General features: G+C 71.8%; 21 protein-coding genes. 11 read left to right on the top strand and 10 right to left on the bottom strand.

What is annotated here, in order from left to right:
• Positions 1-26 precede the first annotated feature (26 nt).
• From ABT245_RS05110 to ABT245_RS05120, 3 genes are read right to left on the bottom strand one after another with little or no spacing between them, the layout of a single operon-like run.
• Entirely contained in the window at positions 27-1,097 is a 1,071-nt protein-coding gene (locus tag ABT245_RS05110; RefSeq protein ID WP_351728712.1) for a prenyltransferase/squalene oxidase repeat-containing protein, read from the bottom strand.
• The gene (locus ABT245_RS05115) at positions 1,094-1,861 is read right to left on the bottom strand and encodes a class I SAM-dependent methyltransferase (RefSeq protein WP_351728714.1); all 768 of its coding nucleotides are present in this window, start codon (positions 1,859-1,861) and stop codon (positions 1,094-1,096) included. The genes ABT245_RS05110 and ABT245_RS05115 overlap by 4 nt, the downstream gene beginning before the upstream one ends.
• Entirely contained in the window at positions 1,855-4,050 is a 2,196-nt protein-coding gene (locus ABT245_RS05120) for a glycosyltransferase family 4 protein (protein WP_351728717.1), read from the bottom strand. The genes ABT245_RS05115 and ABT245_RS05120 overlap by 7 nt, the downstream gene beginning before the upstream one ends.
• Before the next feature lie 205 nt (positions 4,051-4,255).
• Between ABT245_RS05120 and ABT245_RS05125 the strand changes: the two genes are divergently transcribed.
• On the top strand, positions 4,256-4,939 hold the full coding sequence (locus tag ABT245_RS05125; protein WP_351728718.1) for a TetR family transcriptional regulator: 684 nt from the start codon (positions 4,256-4,258) through the stop codon (positions 4,937-4,939).
• 233 nt (positions 4,940-5,172) lie between these two features.
• On the opposite strand, the gene ABT245_RS05130 is transcribed toward ABT245_RS05125, so the two are convergent.
• Positions 5,173-5,406, bottom strand: coding sequence for a ferredoxin (locus tag ABT245_RS05130; RefSeq protein ID WP_351728720.1), 234 nt, complete (start codon positions 5,404-5,406; stop codon positions 5,173-5,175).
• A gap of 3 nt (positions 5,407-5,409) precedes the next feature.
• Positions 5,410-6,867 (bottom strand): aldehyde dehydrogenase, encoded by a 1,458-nt coding sequence (locus ABT245_RS05135; protein ID WP_351728723.1) that lies wholly within the window; start codon positions 6,865-6,867, stop codon positions 5,410-5,412.
• Between the two features lie 203 nt (positions 6,868-7,070).
• Here ABT245_RS05135 and ABT245_RS05140 point away from each other — a divergent pair, with 203 nt between their 5' ends.
• From ABT245_RS05140 to ABT245_RS05170, 7 genes are all read left to right on the top strand, one after another.
• Positions 7,071-8,093 (top strand): Strvi_7410 family MBL fold metallo-hydrolase, encoded by a 1,023-nt coding sequence (locus tag ABT245_RS05140; RefSeq protein ID WP_351728725.1) that lies wholly within the window; start codon positions 7,071-7,073, stop codon positions 8,091-8,093.
• A 533-nt stretch (positions 8,094-8,626) separates the two neighbouring features.
• Positions 8,627-9,928: an SCO2321 family membrane protein gene (locus tag ABT245_RS05145; RefSeq protein ID WP_351728727.1), complete on the top strand. Its 1,302-nt coding sequence runs from the start codon at positions 8,627-8,629 to the stop codon at positions 9,926-9,928.
• On the top strand, positions 9,925-10,575 hold the full coding sequence (locus ABT245_RS05150; protein ID WP_351728730.1) for an SCO2322 family protein: 651 nt from the start codon (positions 9,925-9,927) through the stop codon (positions 10,573-10,575). Before ABT245_RS05145 ends, ABT245_RS05150 begins: the two co-directional genes overlap by 4 nt.
• A 301-nt stretch (positions 10,576-10,876) precedes the next feature.
• Positions 10,877-12,094, top strand: a complete 1,218-nt coding sequence (locus ABT245_RS05155) for a CbiQ family ECF transporter T component (RefSeq protein WP_351728732.1) — start codon at positions 10,877-10,879, stop codon at positions 12,092-12,094.
• Positions 12,091-14,253 (top strand): ABC transporter ATP-binding protein, encoded by a 2,163-nt coding sequence (locus ABT245_RS05160; protein ID WP_351728735.1) that lies wholly within the window; start codon positions 12,091-12,093, stop codon positions 14,251-14,253. Before ABT245_RS05155 ends, ABT245_RS05160 begins: the two co-directional genes overlap by 4 nt.
• Positions 14,250-15,077 carry an ECF transporter S component gene (locus ABT245_RS05165; protein ID WP_351728738.1) on the top strand — a complete coding sequence of 276 codons (828 nt, stop codon included), beginning with the start codon at positions 14,250-14,252 and terminating at the stop codon, positions 15,075-15,077. Before ABT245_RS05160 ends, ABT245_RS05165 begins: the two co-directional genes overlap by 4 nt.
• Positions 15,078-15,427: 350 nt before the next feature.
• Positions 15,428-15,838 carry an aggregation-promoting factor C-terminal-like domain-containing protein gene (locus ABT245_RS05170; RefSeq protein WP_351728740.1) on the top strand — a complete coding sequence of 137 codons (411 nt, stop codon included), beginning with the start codon at positions 15,428-15,430 and terminating at the stop codon, positions 15,836-15,838.
• A gap of 233 nt (positions 15,839-16,071) precedes the next feature.
• Here the strand turns inward: ABT245_RS05170 and ABT245_RS05175 are convergent, their stop codons facing one another.
• The 3 genes from ABT245_RS05175 to ABT245_RS05185 form a co-directional block, all read right to left on the bottom strand.
• Positions 16,072-16,974: a hypothetical protein gene (locus tag ABT245_RS05175; RefSeq protein ID WP_351728743.1), complete on the bottom strand. Its 903-nt coding sequence runs from the start codon at positions 16,972-16,974 to the stop codon at positions 16,072-16,074.
• Positions 16,975-16,976: 2 nt separating this feature from the next.
• Positions 16,977-17,558 carry a hypothetical protein gene (locus ABT245_RS05180; RefSeq protein ID WP_351728744.1) on the bottom strand — a complete coding sequence of 194 codons (582 nt, stop codon included), beginning with the start codon at positions 17,556-17,558 and terminating at the stop codon, positions 16,977-16,979.
• A gap of 143 nt (positions 17,559-17,701) precedes the next feature.
• Positions 17,702-18,940: a putative T7SS-secreted protein gene (locus ABT245_RS05185; protein ID WP_502982068.1), complete on the bottom strand. Its 1,239-nt coding sequence runs from the start codon at positions 18,938-18,940 to the stop codon at positions 17,702-17,704.
• A gap of 388 nt (positions 18,941-19,328) precedes the next feature.
• Between ABT245_RS05185 and ABT245_RS05190 the strand changes: the two genes are divergently transcribed.
• Positions 19,329-20,336 (top strand): tetratricopeptide repeat protein, encoded by a 1,008-nt coding sequence (locus tag ABT245_RS05190; protein WP_351728746.1) that lies wholly within the window; start codon positions 19,329-19,331, stop codon positions 20,334-20,336.
• Between the two features lie 341 nt (positions 20,337-20,677).
• Here ABT245_RS05190 and ABT245_RS05195 read toward each other — a convergent pair whose 3' ends face one another.
• Positions 20,678-21,913: a cytochrome P450 gene (locus ABT245_RS05195; RefSeq protein WP_351728749.1), complete on the bottom strand. Its 1,236-nt coding sequence runs from the start codon at positions 21,911-21,913 to the stop codon at positions 20,678-20,680.
• Between the two features lie 239 nt (positions 21,914-22,152).
• Here ABT245_RS05195 and ABT245_RS05200 point away from each other — a divergent pair, with 239 nt between their 5' ends.
• On the top strand, positions 22,153-23,322 hold the full coding sequence (locus ABT245_RS05200; protein WP_351728751.1) for a steroid 3-ketoacyl-CoA thiolase: 1,170 nt from the start codon (positions 22,153-22,155) through the stop codon (positions 23,320-23,322).
• A 205-nt stretch (positions 23,323-23,527) separates the two neighbouring features.
• The gene (locus ABT245_RS05205) at positions 23,528-24,025 is read left to right on the top strand and encodes a hypothetical protein (RefSeq protein WP_351728754.1); all 498 of its coding nucleotides are present in this window, start codon (positions 23,528-23,530) and stop codon (positions 24,023-24,025) included.
• Positions 24,026-24,150: 125 nt separating this feature from the next.
• Here ABT245_RS05205 and ABT245_RS05210 read toward each other — a convergent pair whose 3' ends face one another.
• Positions 24,151-24,993 carry a class I SAM-dependent methyltransferase gene (locus tag ABT245_RS05210; RefSeq protein ID WP_351728757.1) on the bottom strand — a complete coding sequence of 281 codons (843 nt, stop codon included), beginning with the start codon at positions 24,991-24,993 and terminating at the stop codon, positions 24,151-24,153.
• Between the last annotated feature and the right edge of the window lie 103 nt (positions 24,994-25,096).

Genomic DNA, 25,096 nt, shown 5'->3' on the forward strand with positions numbered 1-25,096 from the left:
CCCCGCCGCGGGCAGGCGTGGTGTGCTTAGGCGCAGCAGTCGGGGGCCAGGCCGTGCGGCAGCCGGGCCCCGCCGAACACGGCGCAGGTGGCCTCGTGGCCGCCGAGCGCGGCCACCGCGAGCAGCAGCGACCCGGCCGTCCACGTGGTGAGTTCGCGGGGCCAGACGGTGTCGTCGTCGAAGACGTAACCGGTCCAGTACAGGCCGGTGGCCGGGTCGCGCAGATGCTGGATGGACTGGAGTACGTCCAGCGCGCGGTCGGACTCGCCCATCACCCACAGGGCCAGGGCGAGTTCGGCGGACTCCCCGCCGGTGACCCAGGGGTTGGGCACCACGCAGCGGACGCCGAGGCCCGGCACCACAAAGCGGTCCCAGCCCTCCTCCATACGGGACTTGGCCTCCTCGGCGGGCAGCGCGCCGCCCAGGATCGGGTAGTACCAGTCCATCGAGTAACGGCTCTTGTCGAGGAAGCGCTCGGGGTGCCTGCGGATCGCGTGGCGCACCGCGCCCAAAGCCAACTCCCAGTCAGGCTGGGGCTCTTCGCGCTGTTCGGCGATGGCGAGCGCGCAGCGCAGGGCATGGTGGATGGAGGAGCTGCCGGTGAGCAGCGCGTCGGCGGTCGCGGTGCCGTCGTGCTCGCGCCGCCAGCCGATCTGGCCGCCGGGCCGTTGCAGCAGCAGCACCCATTCCAGTGCCGCGCGAACGGTCGGCCACATGCGGTCGAGGAAGGCGTCGTCGCCGGTGGCGAGGTAGTGGTGCCAGACCCCGACGGCTATGTACGCGACGAAGTTGGACTCGCGGGCCCGGTCGGTGACGTCGTCGTGCGCGCCGTCCGCGTAGGCGGCGTACCAGGAGCCGTCGTCGTTCTGGTGCCGGGCCAGCCAGGTGTAGGCCCGCTCCGCCGCGTCGTGTTCGCCGGCCGCGTCGAGGGCCATGGCGGCCTCGGTGTGGTCCCACGGGTCGAGATGGTGCCCGCGGAACCAGGGGATCGCGCCGTCCTCCCGCTGTACGCCGAGGATGCCGCGCACGGTCGCGGCGGCCTGCTCGGCGGTGAGGACCCCGGGCAGGACGAGGTGTTCTGTCCGGGGTGTGGTCACCGGGCTGCCGCCTCGGTGCCCTCGGCCGGTGTGCTCCGCGGCAGCGGGGGCAGGTGGGGCTTGGTCGCGTAGGCCACGAAGCTCTTGCCGATCAGCGGGTTCAGCGCGCGGTCGGCGAGCCGGGTGGCGAGCGGTTTCTTCATGATGTCCCAGACCAGCAGCTTGTGGTACGCCTGCACCGGCAGCGCCTTGTCGTTGTCGACGCCGAAGGCGCACTTCAGCCACCAGTACGGGGAGTGCAGGGCGTGGGCGTGGTGGGTGCCGTACGGCCGCAGGCCCGCTCCGCGGATCTTGGCGAGCAGTTCGTCGGCGCGGTAGATGCGGATGTGGCCGCCCTCGACCTCGTGGTAGGCGTCGGACAGCGCCCAGCAGACCTTCTCGGGGCCGTAGCGCGGGACGGTGATCGCGATGCGGCCGCCCGGTTTCAGCACCCGCACCATCTCGGCGAGTACGCCCTTGTCATCGGGGATGTGCTCCATCACCTCGGAGATGATGACGACATCGAAGGAGTCGTCGGGGAAGGGCAGCGCGAGGGCGTCGCCCTCCATGGCCGTGGCGGTGGCGCCCGCCGGGGCCTCGCCCGCCTCCCGCATGGCCGCGAACCACTTGGCGACCTCGCGGATCTCCTCGCCGTTGCGGTCCAGCGCGACGACCCGAGCGCCCCGCCGATAACACTCGAAGGCATGCCGCCCGGCCCCACAGCCAAGATCCAGAACCCGGTCCCCCAAGGCAACCGGAAACCGACTGAAGTCAACGGTCAGCACGTAGCCCTGCTTTCACGATCGAGGTCGGCATCGGCGACACCGGCACCACCTTGAACAACGTCTTCACCCGACCACGCCACATCGCGAACGGAAGGAACAACGGGAGACGAACCCACCCCACGACCGGCGGCAGCGGGCCCCGCCGGGCCCACCGCCCCGGCACCGGCCCCGGCACCGGCCCCGGCCCCCAACTCACCCACAGACCGAGCGCCACCCGACACAACCGCCCCACGGGTTGCGGAACCGTCCGAGGAGACGGCCCCGGCGACAACAGCGCCGGACGCAACCGCAGCACCGGCACCAACGCCACCCGGCTGGGCCGCATCGCTGACGGAAGGGACGCCACCCGGCTGGGCCGCATCGCTGACGGAAGGGACGCCACCCGACGAACCCGCCCCGCGACCGGCGACAGCGGGCGCCGCCGGGCCCACCACGCTGGCACCGGCCCCGGCCCCCAACTCACCCACAACCACGGCACGGGCTTCAGCGACATCCGGCTGGGCCGCAGCGCTGACGGAAGGAACACCACCGCCACCCGGCGAGGTCGCCGCATCGCGAGCGGAGGGGCCGACGGGGGGCGAAGCCGCCTCGCGAGCGACCGAACCGCCACCCGGCGAGGCACCCGGGAGCGTGCCAGGACCCTCGCACCGCGAAACCGCCGCGCCGGCGGGAGAACCGGCCCCGGACTCGACCGCCCCGCCAACATCAGCAGAACCACCGGCCGAAGCCGCCCCATGAGCGGCCGAACCGGCAGCCGGTGAGGCCGCCGCGCCGGCGGCAGGAGCGCCGGCCCGGGGAACCGCCGCCCGAGCGGTCCGGGCGCCCCTGGACGCAGCCGCCCCGCCCCTGGCAGAACCACCACCGGGTGAACCGGCCCCCGGCGGAGCCGAGGCGCGGGCGATGGCCTCTCGGTAGTGGGCTGCCGTGCCCTTGGCCGCTTGGGTCCAGGTGAAGTGCTGGAGGATCCGGGTGCGGCCCGCCGAGCCGAGGCGGGCGCACAGGCCGGGGTCGCCGAGGAGCCGGCTCAGCCCAGCGGCCAGCGCCCCCGCGTCGCCGGGCGGCACCGCCAGGCAGGTCTCGCCGTCGCGCCCGGCCACCTCGGGGATCGCGCCGCCGGTGGTGGCGACCAGCGGGGTGCCGGTGGCCATGGCCTCCGCGGCGGGCAGCGAGAAGCCCTCGTACAGCGACGGCACGCAGGCCGCCTGCGCGGAGCGGACCAGGTCGACCAGTTCGGCGTCCGTGATGCCCTTGACGAACTCGACGGCGCCCGTCAGGCCGTACCGTTCGATGGCCTGGGCGACCGGCCCGGCCTCGGCTCGCTTGCCGACGACGACGAGATGCGCGGCCGGGTGCTCGGTGCGCACCTTCGCCAGCGCCTCCACGAGAAAGACGAGCCCCTTGAGCGGCACGTCGGCGCTGGACGTGGTCACGATCCGGCCGGGCACGACGGGCACGGACGGATCGGGCGCGAACAGGTCGGTGTCGGCGCCGATGTGGACGACGTGCACCCGGTCGTCGCGGACGCCGAGGTGATCGACGATCTCCTGGCGTGAGGTGCCGGAGACGGTGAGGATCGACGGCAGGCGGCGGGCGACGCGTTTCTGCATGCGGGCGAAGCCGTACCAGCGGCGCACCGACAGGCGGCGGCGCAGACCCTCGGCGGCGTCCAGCTCCAACTGCCGGTCCACGGTGATGGGGTGGTGCACAGTGGTGACCAGGGGCGCCCCGATGTCACCCAACAGCCCGTAACCGAGCGTCTGGTTGTCGTGCACGACGTCGAACGCGCCGCGCCGGGCGCGCAGATGACGGCGGGCGCGGAGCGAGAAGGTGAGCGGTTCGGGGAAGCCGCCGGTCCACATCGTGCCGACTTCGAGGGCGTCGATCCAGTCGCGGTACTCGTCCCGCCGGGGGGTGCGGAAGGGGTCGGGATGGCGGTAGAGGTCGAGGCTGGGCAGCTCGGTCAGGGTGAGTCCGGGCAGTCCCTCGTCGAGGACGGGGTAGGGCTGGGAGCCGATGACCTCGACGCGGTGCCCGAGGCGGGCCAGCTCGCGGGAGAGGTGCCGTACATAGACGCCCTGTCCGCCGCAGAACGGGTTCCCTTTGTAGGTGAGAAGCGCGATGTGGAGCGGTCGCTCGCCGTCGTTTGCAGGGTCCTCTTCAGCACCCGCATCCCTGGCCTCAGCGGTCACTCTGGGCCCCCTTCTCCCTGCGGTGTCCCGCGAGATTACGCCGGGACGCTAATCTAGAACAAGTTTCAGACTTGATCGTTCAAGGAGCTCTGAATCTACCGGCAGGTAGGGGTGCCGTGAGCACCGCTTCGGGTGATTCACGCCACGACCCGCCTACCATGCTGTGCGATCAGCAGCCTTCACCGACAGTCACGGAGCGGGACCCATGCCTGCGCAAGCCAAGGGGGACGCCAGCGCCGCCCCATCGAGACAGCCCGCCTCGTCGCCCCTCACGGAGCGGCAGGAGGCCCGCCGCCGCCGGATCCTGCACGCGAGCGCGCAACTGGCAAGCCGGGGCGGCTTCGACGCGGTGCAGATGCGGGAGGTCGCCGAGTCCTCCCAGGTGGCGCTCGGCACGCTCTACCGCTACTTCCCCTCCAAGGTGCATCTGCTGGTCGCCACGATGCAGGCCCAGTTGGAGCATCTGCACGGCACGCTGGGCCGTAAGCCCCCGACGGGCGACACGGCGGCCGAGCGGGTCGCGGAGACGCTGATGCGGGCCTTCCGTGCCCTTCAGCGCGAGCCGCATCTGGCGGACGCGATGGTGCGCGCCCTGACCTTCGCGGACCGCAGTGTGAGCCCCGAGGTGGACCAGGTGTCCCGGCAGACCACGGCGATCGTGCTGGACGCGATGGGGCTGGAGAATCCCACCCCGGAGCAGTTGTCGGCGGTCCGTGTCATCGGGCACACCTGGCACTCGGCGCTGATCACCTGGCTGTCGGGCCGCGCCTCCATCGCCCAGGTCAAGATCGACATCGAGACGGTGTGCCGGCTGATCGACCTGACGGCCCCCGAGGGACGGCCCACGGCACGCGAGGGCCGGTCCACGGCACGCCCGGGGCAGAAGTAGGACCTACGAGACGGGTTCCCTTCGCCGGTATTGTCCGGATCAGGTGATGGAGGTCGCCTTCCGGCCCAACCACTGCCTTCCGGCCTCTCAGCCCGACCGTCGACGTCGGCCCCGGCGGATGCTTGCGCGTCGCGCCCGAGTCGGCTACTCCGGTCGAACTCCCTCACTCGCCTCGTAGGCCTCTTCCAGCATAAAACCGCACATACAAGATGGAACCCCCCGAAAGGGAAAATTTACTCTTCGGGCGGGAACACCGGCTCCCCGCCCGCCGACAGCGTGATCACGATGGCCTCCACGGGGCAGCTCTCCGCCGCCGCCAGCACCTGCTCGTCGGCGTCGGTGTCCGCCTCGACCGGCCGGGACTGGCGCGCGCTGTCGAGACGGAAGCCGTCGGGGGCGTGGTGGACGCACTGGGCGGAGCCGATGCAGACGGAGCGGTCGACCTCGATGTGCCAGCGGTCGCCCATCGCCTACGCCTCCCAGCCCGCCGGCAGGTGGATCATCTTGTGCTCCAGGTAGGCGTCGTAGCCCTCGGGTCCGAACTCCCGCCCCAGACCGGAGTTCTTGTAGCCGCCGAACGGGCCGAGCATGTCCAGGCTGAAGGTGTTGACCGAGTACGTTCCTGTGCGCACCTGCCGGGCGACCTCGATGCCGTGCGCGGTGTCGGCCGTCCACACGCTGCCGGACAGCCCGTACTCGGAGTCGTCGGCGATCTTCAACGCCTCGGACTCGTCGCCGTACGGCAGCAGGCAGATGACCGGTCCGAAGATCTCCTCGCGGGCGATCCGCATGGAGTTGTCGACGTCGCCGAAGAGCGTCGGCTCGACGTACCAGCCGCGCTCAAGGCCCGCCGGCCGGCCGCCGCCGATGAGGATCTTGGCGCCCTCCTCCTGGCCGATGCGGATGTAGTCGAGGTTGCGCTGCTGCTGGCGCCGGGTGACCAGCGGGCCGACCCGGGTGGCCGGGTCCAGCGGGTCGCCGACCGTGAGCGCGCTCGCGGCCCGCGCGAAGGCGTCCGCGAACTCGTCGTAGCGGGAGCGGGGCAGCAGGATGCGGGTCTGCGCCACGCACGCCTGCCCGTTGTTCATCCAGGCCGCCGGGACGATGCCCGCGACCGCGGTCTCGAGGTCCGCGTCCGGCAGCACGACGGCCGCCGACTTGCCGCCGAGTTCCAGGGTGACGCGGGTGAGGTTGCGGGCGGCCACCTCCATGACCCGCCGGCCCGCGGCCACCGAGCCGGTGAAGGCGACCTTGTCGATGCCCGGGTGCCCCACCAGGTACTCGCTGACCTCGCGGTCGGCGGGCAGGATCGACAGCACGCCGTCGGGCAGCCCGGCCTCGCGGGCGATCTCGCCGAGGATGTAGGCGTCCAGCGGGGACTCCGGGGACGGCTTGAGGACCACCGTGCAGCCGGCGAGCAGGGCGGGCGCGAGCTTGGCGGCGGCGACGAACTGCGGGACGTTCCACGGGACGACGGCGGCGACCACGCCGACCGGCTCGCGCCGCACCATGATCTTCCCGAGCGCCCCGTCGCGCGTCTCCTCGTACGTGTGGCTGCGGGCGACGGTGATCGCCGCGTCCCACACCATCATCGCGCCGAGCGCCTGGGCGAGGACGCTCCACGAGTACGGTGATCCGTTCTCGGCGGAGATCACGCGGGCGATCTCCTCGTGCCGGGCGGCGATGCCGTCCTTGATGCGGGTGACGACCGCGATCCGCTCGTCGAGCGCCGTGCGCGGCCAGGGCCCCTCGTCGAACGCGGTCCGCGCGGCGGCCACCGCCCGGTCCACATCGGCCGCGGACGCGTGCGGCACCCGGCCGATGACCTCCTCGGTGTGCGGCGAGACCACCTCGATGACGCCCTCGCCCAGGGGATCGGTCAACTCCCCACCGATGAACAGCTGTCCGTGTTCCACGAGCTTCGTCATGGCCGACTGCCTCCTGCGGCACATCTTCTGACGCCGTTTCAGAACTGATACCAGTTCTACTTGAACTAGTCCACGCCGAGACACCACCCGCCCGGACCCGCAGTCGCTTCGGTCCCCTATCGACCGAGCCAACACCTGGGGGATCCAGGTGACTTGATCTGCTACTGGAACGGGTTCTAGTTATAGTGGGGTGGGGAGGTCTGATGGCTGAGACGTTCGATCACGGTGGGGGTGTGCGGGCCGTGGCCGTGCCCATTCCGGACAATCCGCTCGGGCACACGCTTGTGTACGTCGTGGACACCGACCGCGGGCCCGTGCTGGTCGACACCGGATGGGACGACCCGGAGTCGTGGGACACGCTGGTCGCGGGGCTGATCGCCTGCGGCACGTCCGTGCGGGAGGTGCACGGGGTCGTCATCACCCATCACCACCCCGACCACCACGGCCTGTCCGGGCGGGTACGGGAGGCGTCCGGCGCGTGGGTGGCGATGCACGCGGCCGACACCGCGGTGGTACGCCGCACCCGAGAGTCCCGTCCCGAGCGCTGGTTCGGCTATATGAGCGCCAAGCTCGCGGCGGCCGGCGCCCCCGAGGAGCACCTCGCGCCGCTGCGCTCCCCCCGCTCCGTGCCGCGGCTGTCCCCCGCACTGCCCGACCGCGAGATCGTCCCCGGCGACCTTCTCGACCTGCCCGGCCGCCGGCTGCGGGCCGTCTGGACGCCGGGGCACACGCCCGGCCATGTCTGTCTGCACCTGGAGGAGGCGCACCCCTCCGGACTGCCCGGCCAGGGCCGCCTGTTCTCCGGCGACCATCTGCTTCCGGAGATCACCCCGCACATCGGGCTGTACGAGGACCCCGACGACGCGACCGTGACCGATCCGCTCGGGGACTATCTCGACTCGCTGGAGCGGGTCGGCCGGCTCGCCCCCGCCGAGGTGCTGCCGGCCCACCAGCACGCGTTCACCGATGCGGCCGGCCGGGTACGGGAGTTGCTTGCGCATCATGAGGAACGGCTGGGCGGTCTGCTGGCGCTGCTCGCCGTACCGCTCACGCCGTGGCAGCTGGCCGAGCGGATGGAGTGGAACCGGCCCTGGCCAAAGATCCCGGCCGCGTCCCGCACCATCGCCGTCTCGGAGGCCGAGGCGCATGTGCGGCGCCTGGTCAAGCAGGGGCGGGCGGAACCGGTCCCGGATACCTGGCCGGTGGCTTACGTACGGACCGGGTGAACAGCTCGCCTCGCTGCTCGCTGGGCGCGCCTCCCGGGGTGCCTCGGATTGCCGTCGGGCGAGTGCGGGTGCGGTGTGGCTGAGCGCGCCTCCCGGGGTGCCTCGGATTGCCGTCGGGCGAGTGCGGGTGCGGTGTGGCTGAGCGCGCCGTTCCCCGCGCCCCTTTGGGGGGCGAGCCGCCGTTGCTTGGCTGCGGCAGCATCGTGGCTGGCGCGCCGTTCCCCGCGCCCCTTTGGGGGCGCTGCCGGAGCCGCCCCCTCTGAGGCGCCGGGGCGGGTCGGTAGAGTGGGTGGGTCGTCATCTCATCCGTTCGGGGGGAAGCCGGTGCGAATCCGGCGCTGACCCGCAACCGTGAACCGGCCGTCCGCGGCCGGTGAGCCGGACTGCCCCGGGCGGTACGTTGACCGGCTCACGTGCGTCGGCACCCGCCGCGCACGGCACCGTCGAGGTTTACGGGGCCCGAGCCGCCCGGGGTGTCCCGTGCTGCCCGGCTTCCTCGCGAACCGACCCGCGAAGAGAGGCACCCGCCGACCATGAACGTCCGCCGCAGCGCAGCGGCCCTGGCCACCGCCGGCGTGCTCGCCGCCGCGGCGCCTGCCCTGGCCGCGAGCCCGTCGCCGTCCCCGTCGGCGGTACTCCCGTCCGGGCTGTACGGCGACTCGGATCCGAAGTACGACGGCGTCTGGCGGCAGTCGCTGGCGCTGCTCGCGCAGCGCACGGTGTCCGTGACGCCCGCCGCGAAGGCGGTCGACTGGCTGACCGGGCAGCAGTGCGCGAGCGGCGCGTTCGCCGCCTTCCGCGCCGAGCCCGCAGGGGCCTGCGACGCCAAGGTGATGACCGACACCAACAGCACGGCCGCCGCCGTCCAGGCGCTGGTGGCGGTCGGCGGGCACGAGGACGCCACCGGCAAGGCGGTGACCTGGCTGAAGTCGGTGCAGAACAAGGACGGCGGCTGGGGCTACGCACCGGGTGGCGCGAGCGACGCGAACTCCACGGCCGTGGTCATCGGCGCGCTCGCGGCGGCCGGTGAGCGGCCCGCGGAGGTCGCCAAGGGCGGCAGGTCGCCGTACGACGCGCTGCTGAAGCTGGCCCTGCCCTGCACACGCGCAGGCACGGGCGACGGCGCGGGCGCCTTCGCCTACCAGCCGGACAAGAAGGGCGCGTTGGCCGCCAACGCGGACGCCACCGCGGCGGCCGTGGTGGGCGTGCTCGGCGCGGGCCTCGACGCGAAAGCGGGCAAGCCGGACCAGACGTCCGGCACGGAGTCCGGGAAAGAGTCCGGCACGGAGTCCGGCAAGGAATCCGGTACGGGGTGCGTGGACTCGGACCGGCTCACTCCCGAACGGGCCGCGGCCAACGGCGCGTCGTATCTGGCCCGCGCCGTCGCCGAGGACGGCCACCTCACCTCCGCGCTGGCCGGCGCCCCCGAGCAGCCCGACTACGGCAACACGGCCGACGCGGTCGTCGCGCTCGCCGCGCAGGGCGGTGCGCAGCGGGCGGCGAAGCCGTTGGCGTGGCTGGAGAAGAACGCGGTGGCCTGGGCGAAGCAGAGCGGGCCGGCCGGGTACGCCCAGTTGATCTTCGCGGCGCACGCCGCCGGCGCGGATCCGCGGGACTTCGGCGGTACGGACCTGGTGCGGGCGCTCAACGCGACCGGCCCGGCACCGCAGACCGACGAGGCGACGAAGGCGACGAAGACGGCCGACGCGTCCGGTGAGAAGAAGGACGACGGCGGCTCGGGCGCCGGCCTGTGGTGGATGGTCGGCGCCGGTCTGGCCGCCGGCGCCGGCATCGGCTTCCTGCTCAGCGGCCGCAGAAAGCAGCAGCAGCTGTGACCGGCGTGCGGCGCGGCGCGCTCCTGCTGCTGGCCGCGCTCCTGGTCTGGGGTGCCGCGGGCCAGGCGCAGGCCGCCGGCTACCGCTACTGGTCCTTCTGGGAGCGCGCGGGCGACCGGTGGACGTACGCCACCGAAGGCCCGTCGACGGCCCGCCCCGCCGACGGTGCCGTGCAGGGTTTCCGGTTCGCGGTGAGCGAGGACTCCGGCGACGCCACGCGCCCGCGCGGTACGGCGGGCTTCGACACGATCTGCGCGCAGACGCCGGAGCGGGAGGGCCGCAAGCGGGTGGCGCTGGTCCTTGACTTCGGTACGGCGGCGGACGCGGCCGAGGGCGAGACGCCGCCGAAGGCGCGGACCGCCTGCGCGGTCGTCGGGCCCGACGGGACGACCGCTCAGGCGCTGGCGGCGGTCGCGGGGCCGTTGCGCTACGACGCCAACGCCCTGCTGTGCGCGATCGCCGGATACCCGCGCAAGGGCTGCGGCGAGCAGGTGGCGTCCGCCGGTGACAAGCCGACGGCCGCCGCGAAGCGGCCCGCGGCCACCGAGGGCGGCGGCCCGTCGATCGGTTGGTGGGCGGGCGCGGCAGCGGTCGTGCTGCTCGGCACGGCAGCCGTCTGGCAGGCCCGCCGGCGCCGGAATGCGTAACCGCCCCGCCCCCCGGCCACCACACGCCACACCCCGCCCAGACCGACATGCTGAGACGGACCAGCCTGGCGGCTCGGACCGCCCCGGCAACACAGACCGACCTGGTAAGACGGACCGCCCCGGCAACACAGACCGACCTGGTAAGACGGACCGCCCCGGCAACACAGACCGACCTGGTGAGACCGAGCGGACTGGTGGGACGGGCGGCGCCGATCACCGGGGTGGGGCCGGCAGCGCGGACGCGCCTGGCGGTCTGCGCCGGGAGCCGCCGCACCGCACCGATGGCACAAGCAGTACGCGCATGGGCCGCAAGGGCGGCGCGGCCCAGCGTCTCGACGGCCGGTCGGCTCCGGGCGGGGTGCCCGCATCCCGGCAGCGGCAGCGGCAGCAGCAGCGGCAGCGGCAGCGGCAGCGGCAGCGGCAGCGGCAGCGGCAGCGGCAGCGGCAGCGGCAGCGGCAGCGGAGTGTCGTGCATGCCGGGGCCTGGTGGGTGTGGGCGGTCGGGCTCGGGGTGGGGGCGAGCCGGACGACCAATCCGCTGCTGCTCGGGCTGCTCGTCGCGGCGGCGGGCTATGTGGTGGCCATCCATCGCAGTTCCGCCCCCTGGGCCCGGTCCTACACGGCGTTCGCCAAGCTGGCGCTCGCCGTCCTCGTCGTACGCCTGGTCTTCGCGGTGGTCCTCGGCTCCCCGATCCCCGGCACGCACGTCCTCGTCACCCTTCCCGAAGTCCCGCTGCCGCACTGGGCGCAGGGCATCCGGCTCGGCGGCCGGGTCACCGCCGAGTCACTGCTGTTCGCGCTGTACGACGGCCTGAAGCTGGCCACGCTGCTGATCTGCGTCGGCGCGGCGAACGCCCTCGCCAACCCGGCCCGTCTCCTCAAGTCCCTGCCGGGCGCCCTCTACGAGATCGGCGTGGCCGTGGTCGTCGCGCTCACCTTCGCGCCGAACCTGATCGCGGACGTACAGCGGCTGCGGGCCGCGCGCCGGCTGCGGGGCCGCCCGGACCGGGGCGTGCGCGGCCTGCTCCAGGTCGGCCTCCCCGTGCTGGAGGGCGCCCTGGAACGCTCCGTGGCGCTGGCCGCCGCGATGGACGCCCGCGGGTACGGCCGCAGCGCCGACGTCCCCGTCGCCGTCCGCCGTACGACCGCCGCGCTCACCCTGGGCGGCCTGCTCGGCGTCTGCGCCGGCACGTACGGGCTGCTCACCGCAGAGGGCGGCACCTACGGGCTGCCGGTGCTGCTCGCCGGGGTGGGCGCGGCCCTCGCCGGGCTGCGCCTCGGCGGCCGGCGCTCGACCCGCACCCGGTACCGGCCCGACCCGTGGAACGTGCGCGCCTGGCTGGTCGCCGCGTCCGGTGCCGCGGTCGCCGCGCTGCTCGCCCTGGCCGCGGCCCGGAACCCGGCGGCGCTGCACCCCGGGGTCGTCCCGCTCACCGCGCCCACGCTGCCGCTGTGGCCCGCGGCGGCCGTACTCCTCGCCCTCGTTCCCGCAGTCGTGGTCCCCAAGGAGTCGTCGTGATCCGCTTCGAGGACGTCAGCGTGACGTACGACGGTGCCGTCGAACCCACCGTCCGGGGGCTGGACTTCGAGGTGCCCGAGGGTGAACTGGTGCTGCTCGTCGGGCCGTCCGGGGTCGGCAAGTCCACGGTGCTGGGCGCGGTCGGCGGGCTCGTCCCGCACTTCACCGGGGGCACCCTGCGCGGCCGGGTCACCGTAGCGGGACGCGACACCCGCACCCACAAGCCGCGTGAACTCGCCGATGTCGTCGGCACGGTGGGGCAGGATCCGCTCGCACACTTCGTGACGGACACCGTGGAGGACGAACTCGCTTACGGCATGGAGTCGTTGGGGCTGGCGCCGGCGGTGATGCGGCGGCGCGTCGAGGAGACCCTGGACCTGCTCGGGCTGGCGGAGCTGCGGGACCGGGCCATCGGCACGCTGTCCGGTGGGCAGCGGCAGCGGGTCGCCATCGGGTCCGTGCTCACCCCGCACCCCCGGGTGCTGGTCCTCGACGAACCGACGTCGGCGTTGGATCCGGCCGCCGCGGAAGAGGTGCTGGCGGTGCTTCAGCGGCTGGTGCATGACCTGGGGACGACGGTGCTGATGGCCGAGCATCGGCTGGAGCGGGTGGTTCAGTACGCCGACCAGGTGCTGTTGCTGCCCTCGGTGGGGGGTGCGCCTGTGCTGGGCGCTCCCGCTGAGGTGATGGCGGTGTCTCCGGTGTTTCCGCCGGTGGTGGATCTGGGGCGGCTGGCGGGGTGGTCGCCGTTGCCGCTCACTGTCCGCGAGGCGCGCCGCCGGGCTGGGGGGCTTCGGCTGCGCCTGGCCGACGTCGCGGTCCCGCCGCCCGTGACCGGCCGCCGCTCGACCGCGGCGCCGTCGGGGCCTCTCGCGCAGTTCCCCACGGTCCCGCTGCGCTGGCCTGGGCTCATGAGGCGTCGTCTGGCTGCGGCTGCGTCGTGGCCTCTCGCGCAGTTCCCCGCGGCGCCGCTGCGCTGGCCTGGGCTCACACGGCGTCGTTCGGCTGCGGCGCCGTCTGGGCCGGGCGCGCAGTTCCCCGCGGCGCCCCTGCGCTGGCCTCGACTCATACGGCGTCGTTCGGCTGCGGCGCCGTCTGGGCCGGGTGCGCAGTTCCCCGCGCCCCTACAAGGCGCTGACCAACCGTCGGCCGAAACAGGCGACCGAGCCGGGGCGAAGGCGGACCCGACGACCATGACCGGCCGCCCCCCGACCGCGGCACCGTCGCGGCCGGGCGCGCAGTTCCCCGCGCCCCTACAGGGCGCTGACCAACCGTCGGCCGCAACAGGCGACGGGGCCGGGGCGGAGGCGGACCCGACGTTCTTCACCGGCCGCCCCCCGGCCGCTGCGCCGTCGTCGTTGCTCGCGCAGTTCCCCGCGCCCCTACAGGGCGCTGACCAACCGTCGGCCGAAACAGGCGCGGTGCGGGGGCTGGTGGTGTGGCGGGGGCGGGTTGAGGCGTTGCGGGGGGTTGATCTCCAAGTCGGTCGCGGGGAGATCGTCGCTCTGATGGGGCGTAACGGGGCCGGTAAGTCAACCCTGTTGAACTCACTCGTCGGGTTGGTTGAGCCGAGCGCAGGCAGTGTCCGGGTCGGCGGAGCCGTCCCGCACCGCACCCCGCCGCGCGAACTGGTGCGGCGGGTGGGGCTGGTTCCGCAGGAGCCCCGGGATCTGCTGTACGCCGACACCGTGGGCGCCGAGTGTGCCGCCGCCGACCGGGACGCGGGTGCCGAGCCCGGTACCTGCCGTGCGCTGGTGTCGGAACTGCTGCCCGGCATCACCGACGACACGCATCCGCGTGACCTGTCCGAGGGCCAGCGGCTGGCGCTCGCGCTCGCCGTGGTGCTGGCCGCCCGCCCGCCGCTGCTCCTGCTGGACGAGCCGACCCGCGGCCTGGACTACGCGGCCAAGGCCCGCCTGGTCGCGCTGCTGCGCGGCCTCGCCGCCGAGGGCCACGCCGTCGTCCTGGCCACCCACGACGTAGAGCTGGCCGCCGAACTGGCGCACCGGGTGGTGCTGCTCGCCGACGGTGAGGTGATCGCCGACGGTCCGACCGCCGACATCGTGGTCTCCTCCCCCTCCTTCGCGCCTCAGGTCACCAAGATCCTCGCCCCGCAGGAATGGCTCACGGTGACCCAGATACGGGAGGCGCTGGCATGACGGCGGAGATCCGTCAGGCCAGGGCCGTCCGGATCGGGCCCCGTTCCGCTGCCTCGCTCGGGCTCGTCGGGGCCGTCGGGGTGGTCGCCTTCGGGTGGCCCTTTCTCGCCTCGCCCGGGTCGGGGATCAGTGCTCATGCGCAGGACGCGCCGTGGCTGTTCGCCGGCCTGCTGGTGCTGCTGCTCGCGGTCGTCGCGGCGGCGATCTCCGAGTCGGGTCTTGGTCCGAAGGCGGTGGCGATGCTGGGCGTGCTGGCCGCGACCGGCGCGGCGCTGCGGCCGATCGGCGCGGGTACGGCGGGGATCGAGCCCATGTTCTTCCTGATGGTGCTGAGCGGACGCGTCCTGGGCCCCGGCTTCGGCTTTGTGCTCGGCTCGGTCACGATGTTCGCGTCCGCGTTGCTGACCGGCGGGGTGGGGCCGTGGCTGCCGTTCCAGATGCTGGCGATGGGCTGGTTCGCGATGGGCGCGGGCCTGCTGCCGGGCCCGGACCGGTTGCGCGGGCGAGTCGAACTCGCGCTGCTGGCGGCGTACGGCTTCTTCGCCGCGTTCGCCTACGGCACCGTCATGAACCTCGCGGGCTGGCCCTTCATGGGCGCCCTGGCCTCGAACATCGCCTTCGACCCGCAGGCCGCGGTGCCCGCCAACCTGGCCCGGTTCGTCGCCTACTGCCTGGCGACCTCGCTCGGTTGGGACCTGGGCCGGGCCGTCTGCACGGTGCTGCTGACCCTCGTCCTCGGTCCGGCGCTGCTGCGGGCGCTGCGCCGGGCGACCCGGCGGGCCGCGTTCGAGACCGCGGTCACATTCGACGCCCCTGACCGTTGACCTCTGGGTGAGCGTTCATGCGCGGGCGGTCGGCGGTGCGGTGAGCCGCCCCACATGACCCAGGTCACCTACGAAGCCGGATAGCAGCCCACCTTGTCCGATATGTCCGCTAGCACGCCCTCGCCGACCTGCACTTTGCGAGCCAGATCACACAAGCGACCTTTCCCCTTGATTCGGTCACAACTAGTAAAAGAGGTCATTGCGGACAAGTTCCCGGCCTGTTTCTCTGGATCCCGTCGCCAGGCGCCGACGCACCCACCCGGGTCGCGGCGCCGATGTACGCCCACCGCACGCAATGCGGAGGTGACGCGTACCGGGCGACTCCCCGTCCCCGACGCAAGAGGTTCTCCGTGTCCGTCTCGTTCGTCCACCGCTTCGCCGCCCCCAAGAAGGCCCTCGCCGTCGCCGCCGTGGCCGCCGCCACCGGCATGGTGCTGACCTCGTCGCCCGCCCAGGCCGCGCCCGCCGCGGACTCCTCGGCCCGGACGATCGCGAAGCAGATGATTCCGGACGCCGCGCAGTACACCGCGTTCAGCAAGATCGTCGAGCGCGAGAGCGGCTGGAACGTCAACGCCACCAACAGCTCCTCCGGCGCCTACGGTCTGGTCCAGGCGCTGCCCGCCCACAAGATGGCGTCCGCCGGCTCCGACTGGAAGACCAACCCGGCCACCCAGATCAAGTGGGGCCTGAACTACATGAACTCCCGCTACGGCAGCCCCACCGCCGCCTGGAACTTCTGGCAGACCCACGGCTGGTACTGAGCCGCCCCCCACGCAGCCTCCACGCCCTCGCGCCTTCACAGCGCGGGGGCGTGGCGCGCACGGACGAGGTGCTGTGTGCACATCGACGGATGCCACGAAGTCGCTCACGTCGTGGCCGTACCGGCGGAGCCTGATCCGTGTTCAGCGTCCACGACGTCGAGTCCGACGATGCCCCTCCTCCGGTTCGAGATCCGAGACCGGCAGTACGTGGCTTATTGCCTCTCGCGTGCCGCTCAGTCGTGCGGGACTTCCTCGATCACGGTTTCCTTGAAGCGCCACGAGCCCCGGTTGCCCGCCCCCTCCGCGCGCAGGCCCGTCTCCCAGGCGATCCGGGCGGCTCGGTGCTGTGTCAGGTCGGGGAAGTCCTCGGGCTGCACCTTGATGTAGCCGCGGCGGTCAGCGGGGTACGTGCGCAGGGCCTCGCGGAGTTTTTCCTCCTGCTCTTCCTGCGTGGTGTGGTTCCCGGTGACGGCGTTGTACACCTTGCGCAGGCCGGCCGACGGCTTTGCGTCGTCCCGGCGCCTCGCGGCGTTGGACCCACGCCAGGTCATCCAGCCGACGGCGCCGAGTGCGGCCAGCGCCGACGCCCCCGATCCGAGTTCCTCGCCCGTCGCGTCCGCCTGGCCGGGCGTCTGGGGGCGGAGTTCGCCCTGGGGGTCCTCGATCACGGTCACTTTCTGGCCGACGTCGTAGAGGTCGGACGACGTCTTCATGGCGGGTCCCGGCACCTTGGTGCCGTTCTGGTGCTCCAGTGCGTAGTTGTAGTCGCGGTTCTTGCGCCCCTCGGCCGGGTCACGCCACTTCTTCACGACGATGGCCGTGACCTTCTCCCCACGCTGCTGCAGTGTGAGGTCGTCGCGGGCCATGGCGGCGACGTACACGGACATCAGCGAGGTGGCCACGATGAACAGCGTCGCGTACGTGCTGGACTCCTTGGCACCGAGCTTTCGGATCAACAGGATGAGCAGCACCCCGTGCACGATCCACAGGGGCACCAGCAGGGCAGGACCGAAGTCGTCCGCCAGGAGGAACAGCCCCGCGATCGCGGCGAGGACGTAGCAGCCGATGCCGACCGCGAGCGGAACGGGGTAGCGAGTACGCCTCTTCCGCACCTCATCCTCGGCAACGCCGCTCATGCTCATCTCTCCGTTCCTCCAACAGCCGGACCGTCCGGTCCCGGCCCGTCATCCCCCTGCGGTTCGTCCGTCGAGACCGACCTCATGATGTTGCTGAGCACGTCGAGGTACTCGGACCAGTGTGCGATGTCCCCGGTCGTGAAGACGAAGAGGGCCGACCCGGGTCCGGTCTTCAGCGGCACGCACAACTGCAACTGCCGGACCCTGGCAGGGGCTGAGACGTCCAGGCCGAACAGTGCGCCGGGTATCTGCAACTCCCGATCACATATACACAGGGCGGCGATGCCGTACGGCAGCATGACCAGCCCGATCTCGGCGTCCGGATACAGCTCGTGCCACTGCGCGGCCGTGCGCTTGGCGGATCCCTGCCGGTCCTGGCTCTGAAGCCCGGTGTCCGGCCTCTCGACGAGCACGCACAGCGTGCCCTGAGACAGCTCCCCGTCACTCATTCGAAGGAAACAGCTGGAGATGTGCGCGGCGCCCGCCGCAATCATCGTCTGGATGACGTACTCGCCCGACACGACGAGGCTGAACTTCTGCTCCGGCGTGGCGGTGGTGAACAGTGCGTCGGTCGCGTCCGCCATCCTCAACATGCGCGTCTCGGCATCCTCGGCGAGGTCGAACTCTGTGAAACCTGGAGGAAGTTCGAACCAGAGGTCAGGGCCGTCGGCGAGTGCGACCGCGGACGCGGGAGTCGCAGGCGTTATCCGTGTGTCGGCGGAGGCCATCAGTCCGTCAGTTCCCAGGTACCCAGACCGATGGCGCTGCCGATGGCGACGAGCCCGCCGAACTTGCCGCCGCCGGTGCCTGTGGCGATGTTGGCCACGCCGGTGCCCCAGGTGGCGGCGTCGTACCGGCCGGTGCTCGTCGCGTAGGCGTTGAGCGCGGTCGGTGCAGTCCAGGTGAGCATGGCGGCGGCCTGGACTCCCTCGGTGGCGGTCAGGGCGGCACCGCGCGAGAGCCCCAACCTGGTCGCAACGGCCATCACCGGCTTGTCGATCACCGCGGCGACCGGGTCGACATTCTTGATGATGTTCTTCGTCACCGTACCGGCCGTCTTGATGCCGACCCTGGTGCCCGCGACGACGCCTTCAGTCGCCCGTCCCGCCTTGAATCCCGCCATGATTCCCGACTTCGCGGCACCGACACCCGGCACCATGCCGAGCGCGTCACCGCCCAGCGTGAGCCAGTTGCCGATGCGTTCACCGGTGGGCGGGAACAGGCCGCTCACGCCGTAGGCGGACGCGTGCGCCAGGAACGCGATCGCGCTCAGCCCGATGGCCAGCGGGGCCAGCGCCGGGCAGAAGATGGCGATGACGCCGACGACGGAGGCGGCGACGGTGATCCAGTCCGCGTGGGCTTTGATCCAGTCGCCGACGTCGGCCAGAAGGTCGCCCACCTGGCCCGGCAGATCGGCCAGGGCCTCACCGAGGTCTGCGATGGCGTGCCCGAGCTTGTCCCACATGCCGGGCTCGTTCGGCGCGCTGTCCATGGCGGTCTTCAGGCGATCGGCTATGCCCTTGCCGTACTCCTGATAGCTCTTGGCCATCCTGCGGCCCTTGCGGCGCAGTTCGTCCAGCTCAAGCTCTTTGGAGTTCACCGCGCGGTTCGCATCCTGGACCTTGCCCTGGTGGTCCTTGCTGTCCTTCGTGTTCTGGTCGGCGCGGTTCAGCTTGTTGGCCTTGTCGTATGCGGTGCCCAGTTGGTCGTTGACCTCGGTTGCCTGGGCCTCCAGCTTCTCGGCGTCCTTCTGCTTGCGCTCCATGTACGCCGCCCAGTCCTCCAGGGCGGTGGCGGCATCCTTGAACGAATCGCGAGCGTCGTCCATCCGCGGTCTGAACTCGTCGTCGAACTTCTCCCGGAAGGCTTCCGCCGCCTTCCCCTTCCAGTCACCGGCGCCGGTGCCGTGCAGCACCTGGCAGATCTCGTCGAGCGCCTTCGCCGTCCTGCGGACCGTCTTGGCCATGTCGTCGGCCGTCGTGGCATCGCCGGGACAGGGGACAAAACCCAGGCCCGGGAAGTCCTCCAGTTTCGCTTCGGGGCAACGCCTACATCTCCACCGATATCAACGGTGGGAAGACCCAGGTAGAAGACCCGCAGGCGGCTGCCACCGCGATCGTCAGAGCCTTCGCCGACTGGAAGGACTCGGACCAGGGGCGTGCGTCTGTGTACGACGTCTTCGGCAACGCCATGATCACCAACTACGAGTTCTGAGGAGGCGTCGACCCCCCTCACGGTTGTGCCGGGTACGGTTGCGGGCGGTAGGCAGACGGTGGACCGGTGACGGGCGGGCGGGGCGGCACTGCGGTGGTGAGCCCCGGTCGGGCGCCGGTCAAGACGCGGGAGGTGGCGTGGTGAGTGGCGCACAAGGTGGGGGCGGCGGTCTTCCGGGGCCGCTGAGGCTGCCCGATCCGGGCGAGCTGCTCAACGACGAGAGCCTCGACCTGCTCGACTTCGCGGGCGTCCTCGCACTCGCGCGTGCCTTCATCGACGTCGACGGGGTACAGCAGGCCGCCGCCCTCGCGGCGCGCACCGCCGCCTCCGACAACTCGAAGCTGCGCGCGGCCGGCGTACTCGTCACCGCCCTGGTTCAGCTCGCCGGGAAGAAGCCGAAGGACGCGCTGAAGAGCATCCAGCGGCTGGGCGAGTCCTCGGACCCGGACATCGCCGCCGAGGTCTTCCTCGTGCGCGGGATGGCGCAGCACACCCGCCGCAAGTGGGCGGACGCCGACGCCAATTACCAGTTGGCGATGATGCTCCGCAACGGCGCCACCTCGGGCCTTGCCGCCATCCACCTCGGCTTCCTGCGGGCGGGTTACGGCGAGGACGAGGAGGCGGCGCAGAACTTCGTCGCCGCGACCAGCTGCGGCGACCCCGTGGTCACCGCGGCTGCCCAGCTCGAACTCGCCCTGATACTCGACCGCAACGGCCGGCGCGACGCCGCGGTCGAGCGTTACCGCGCGGCGATGCGCGGCCCGCACACCAACGTCGCGCTGCACGCGGCGTTCAACCTCGCCGGGCTGCTCAGGGACGGCGGCGACCCCGAAGCGGCCGAGGAGTCACGCGACCTGCTCGAACGCGTCCACGCCACCGGCCATCCCGACTACGCGCCCAAGGCCGCGGTGGACCTCGCGGTCGGCCGCCTGGAGGCGGACCGGACCGACGGCGTGGTGGAACTGCTCACCGTCGGCACCACGTCGCCCGACCCGGCGATCGCCGCCCTCGCCCATCTTCACCTCGGCTCCTGCCTCGCGGACCCCGTCCAGGCCGAGCAGCACCTCGCCATCGCCCAGAAGACCGGCCCACGCGCGATCAAGCAGGCCGCCTCCCAGGCCCGCAAGCTACGGCGCGCGGCCCGCTGAGCGCCGCCCGCAGACGGACCCGCCACCCGCTGAGCGCCGCCCGCGCAGACGGACGCCCGGCCCCGGCGCCGTCGTGGCCGCTCGCGCAGTCCCCCGCGGACCCGCGGCGCTGGCTTCGACACCGCTCGGCTGCGCCTGCGCCACACCAACCCCACCGCCACACCAACCTCGTCCGCGGCGCCGTCGTGGCCGCTCGCGCAGTTCCCCGCGCCCCTTCAGGGCGCGAGCCCCGACGCCGCTCGGCTATGCCTACGCCACACCAACCCCACCACCACACCACCCCCGGCCGCGCCACCGTCGGGGCCGCTCGCGCAGTTCCCCGCGCCCCCCTGCCGGGCCGGTCAGCCGGTGGTGACCTGGAGTTGTTTGACGCCGTTGATCCAGGCCGAGCGGAGTCTGCGGGGGGCTTCGACCAGTTTCAGGTGGGGCATGGCGTCCGCGACGGCCTGGAAGATCAGGTCGATCTCCAGCACCGCCAGGGACTTGCCGAGGCAGTAGTGCGGGCCGCCGCCGCCGAAACCGAGGTGCGGGTTGGGGTCACGGGTGATGTCGAAGGCGTCCGGGTCCGTGAAGACGTCGGGGTCGTGGTTGGCGGAGGCGTAGAACAGGCCGACCCGGTCGCCCTTCTTGATCTGCCGGCCGCCCAGCTCGGTGTCCTGCGTGGCGGTGCGCTGGAAGGCGTTGACGGGGGTCGCCCAGCGGACAATCTCCTCCGCCGCGGTCTGCGGCCGCTCGCGCTTGTAGCGGTCCCACTGGTCGGGGTAAGTGAGGAAGGCGTGCATGCCGTGGGTGATGGCGTTGCGGGTGGTCTCGTTGCCCGCGACCGCCAGCATCAGCACGAAGAAGCCGAACTCGTCCGAGTTGAGGTTGCCCTCGTCCTCGGCGGCGACCAGCGTGCTGACGATGTCCTTGGCCGGGCACTGCTTGCGGTCGGCGGCCATGTTCATGGCGTACGCGATGATCTCGGTGGCCGCCTCCGTGCCGACCTCCTCGGTGATCGCGTACTCCGGATCGTCGTACGCGATCATCTTGTTGGACCAGTCGAAGATCCTGGACCGGTCCTCCTGGGCCACGCCGATCAGCTCCGCGATGGCCTGGAGGGGCAGTTCGCAGGCGACCTCGGTGACGAAGTCGAAGGGCCCGGAGCGGGCGAGCGCGCCCTGGACGATCGCGTGCGCGCGGGCCCGCAGCCGGTCCTCCAGCGCGCGGATGGCACGCGGGGTGAAGCCGCGCTGCACGATCTGCCGGACCCGGGTGTGCTCGGGCGGGTCCATGTTGAGCAGGATCAGCCGCTGGGCGTCGATGGCGTCCCGTTCGATGTGCTCGTTGAAGCGGATGATCGCGGTGTTCAGAGAGGAGGAGAAGATCTCCGGGTGGGTGGAGACGTACCGTACGTCCTCGTGCCGGGTCACGGCCCAGTAGCCGTCGTCGGCGAATCCGGCCAGGCCGTGCGGCTGTGGTATCCAGCGCACCGGCTCGGCCCGGCGCAGCTCGGCGAACTCCGGCAGCGGCACGCGGCGGTGCAGCAGATCGGGGTCGGTGAAGTCGAACCCGTCGGACAGCGCGGGACAGGGCATGAGCGGCTCACTCCCACCATTCTGACGGACCATCAGGAAATCCCGGTCGTCGCGACCGTAGTAACGGGTTCTACAAGCCGCAAGGGGCAGAGCGACCCCAATTGCGCGCGACCTCTTGCGATGATGGACGGGCTGTCAGCAAACTGCACACAGAACTGGTACGCGTTCTAGTTCTGCGTGGCGGGCCGGGCCGGGACGCCCCGCGCCGCGCGGGTGACCGAGGAGAGGACGTTTCCCCCATGGCCGCGGAACCCGTGATCGTCGAGGCGGTACGCACCCCGATCGGCAAGCGCGGCGGCGCGCTCGCCAACCTCCATCCCGCCTATCTCCTGGGCGAGACCTACCGTGAACTGCTGGGCCGCACCGGCATCCCCGCCGACTGCGTGGAGCAGATCGTCGGCGGCACGGTGACCCATGCCGGCGAGCAGTCCATGAACCCCGCGCGCACGGCCTGGCTGACGATGGGCCTGCCGTACGAGACGGCGGCGACGACCGTGGACTGCCAGTGCGGCTCCTCGCAGCAGGCCGCGCACATGGTGGCCAACATGATCGCGGCCGGGGTCATCGACGTCGGGATCAGCTGCGGGGTCGAGGCCATGTCGCGGGTGCCGCTCGGCTCGGGCTCCAAGTACGGTCCGGGCAAGCCGTTCCCCGACGAGTGGAACGTGGACCTGCCCAACCAGTTCGAGGCGGCGGAGCGCATCGCCCGCCACCGCGGCATCACCCGGGAGAACGTGGACGCGCTGGGCCTGCTCTCCCAGGAGCGGGCCGCCAACGCCTGGGCCGAGGAACGCTTCAAGCGCGAGACCTTCGCCGTGCAGGTCCCCACCACCGAGGAGGAGCAGCACGCCGGGCAGGGCATGTGGCGGCTGGTCGACAAGGACGAGGGGCTGCGCGACACATCCATGGAGGCGCTGGCCCGGCTGAAGCCGATCATGCCGACGGCCGTGCACACCGCGGGTAACTCCTCGCAGATCTCCGACGGTTCGGCGGCCCTCATGTGGGCGTCCAAGCGGATGGCGCGGGCACTGAAGCTGCGGCCGCGGGCGCGGATCGTCGCGCAGGCCCTGGTGGGCGCCGACCCGCACTTCCACCTGGACGGGCCGATCGACGCGACGAGGGCGGTGCTGGGCAAGGCCGGGATGGCCCTGAAGGACATCGACCTGGTCGAGATCAACGAGGCGTTCGCCTCGGTGGTGTTGAGCTGGGCGCAGGTCTTCGACCAGGACCTGGCGAAGGTCAACGTCAACGGCGGTGCGATCGCCCTCGGGCATCCGGTGGGGTCGACCGGGGCCCGCCTCATCACCACGGCGCTCCATGAACTGGAGCGCACGGAAAAGGAGTTCGCGCTCATCACGATGTGCGCGGGCGGCGGCCTGGCCACCGGAACAATCATCCAACGCCTCTGACACCCTCGCCTCGTGGACAGCCGTCGCTGTGGAATTGACGGTGCGACATGAGAACGACGGTTACGCCCTTGTGCACTACCGGCCCTTCGACGTGTGAACCGGGCACCCGGGAGCCGCAGTTGTCGGCGTTGCCGACTCAGGCTCGACTTGGCGCTCGCGTAGACAGGCGCCCCATGCCTGTCTGCGCCGGCTTTAAGCTACGGGCGTGAATTACAGCGAACTTGAGGCGGACATACTCCGGTTGATCGTCGCGGCCACCGAGGGTGACGTTCGTGCCTTCGGAGAAGAGACGGTCACTCGTCTGGTGCGGCCGGAACTGCTCGACGGTGCGGCCGAGGACGAACTCACCGCAGAGGCCCGGGCGGCACTGACCACCGCCTGCGCAGACGTCCTGACGATCAGCGCCGCCGAGCTGCACGACAAGCTTGCGACGATCTATGACGGCATCCTGGTCGAGGACGATCTGGACCCGGGAGTCCTCACCGCCATCAGCGCGTTGGCGCATTGGCACAGCTACTTGGAGCAGAACCGGCGCGGCGAGCTGTACGAACTCGCCATCCGTTCCATCGAGGAGGTCGACCACGAGGTCTCCGCCGACCTGGACGACTTCCTCGCCACACCGGAGATGGCCGCTGAGTACGAGCGCATCCGCCGGCTGCTGGCCCCCGGCGCGGAGCAGGAACGCGGGACCCACAGCGTGTAGTCCTCAGCACCCGCCCCTCGGCCCCCTCACCACGTCCCGGCGAGGGGGTCCTCTTCGGTCTGCAAGCTGCTCCGGGTCACTTGTCACCTGATGCGCCGCTCGTCAACGGCCGGTCGGCCGTGGGTTCAGCGTGACTGAGGCGCCTCGGCGCGCTGTCCGACGCGGAGGACGCTCAGGTAACGGCGTGCCGCTCGGTCGCCCATCCGCGTACGGATGCGCTCGGCGATGGCGTCGAGCAGGGGCTCACGGACGTCGCGGTCGAGCCTGCGGTACAGCGACAACGAGCGAAGGTGATCGGCAAAGCCGTCCCCGTCGAACCACTGAACGGTCGGGTACCAGCGCACGATCGTCGGGCCGAACAATCCTCCGGAGCCGTCGGCCAGGCCCCAGCCCGCGTCGGTGGTGCGCACGTCGTCCTCCAGGGGAGGATGACCCCAGTCGGGGTTGCCGGGGCAGAACCGCTCGAGGAGATCGGCGGTCTCGGCGTACACCTCCGGCTCTCCCGGCCGGCGGACGACGACGTGGCCGAGCAGCGCCATCCAGCCTGCGGGATGGAGCACGTCGTGCGCTCGCTGCCAGCCGATCGACGGATCGACCCAGTGCCACGACTGCGCGGCCACGAGAGCATCGAAGCGTCGGCCACGGTCGTCCCACTCCTCGAACGTCGACGTCTCGACTTCGACGTCGCCGAAGGCGGCGATCCGCCGGCGGGCGAGTGCGGCCATTTCCTCACCCGGCTCCACGGCGGTCACCGCGCATCCGAGCGCCGCCAGCGATCGCGTCGCCTGGCCGGTACCGCAGCCCACCTCCAGCACCGACGATCTTTCGTCGATGCCGGTGACGGTGACGAGGTCCGCGAACAGTTCGTCGGGGTATCCCGGCCGGACCCGGTCGTAGAGTTCCGGCACCTCGTTGAACACCCGGCCGAGGTCAGGTCGATTCGGGCGCGTCTTCGGATCATCTGTCACAAGCGCACAAGCTATGCGGCCCGTCCACGGGAACGCCACCGGTTTAACGGCAGCTCCGCAAGAGCAGCCGCGCTGGGAAGGCCGAGGCGCCGTCGACGCCGGG

This window comes from Streptomyces sp. NPDC001508 (assembly GCF_040298665.1).
In the GTDB taxonomy this organism is placed as follows: Bacteria; Actinomycetota; Actinomycetes; order Streptomycetales; family Streptomycetaceae; genus Streptomyces.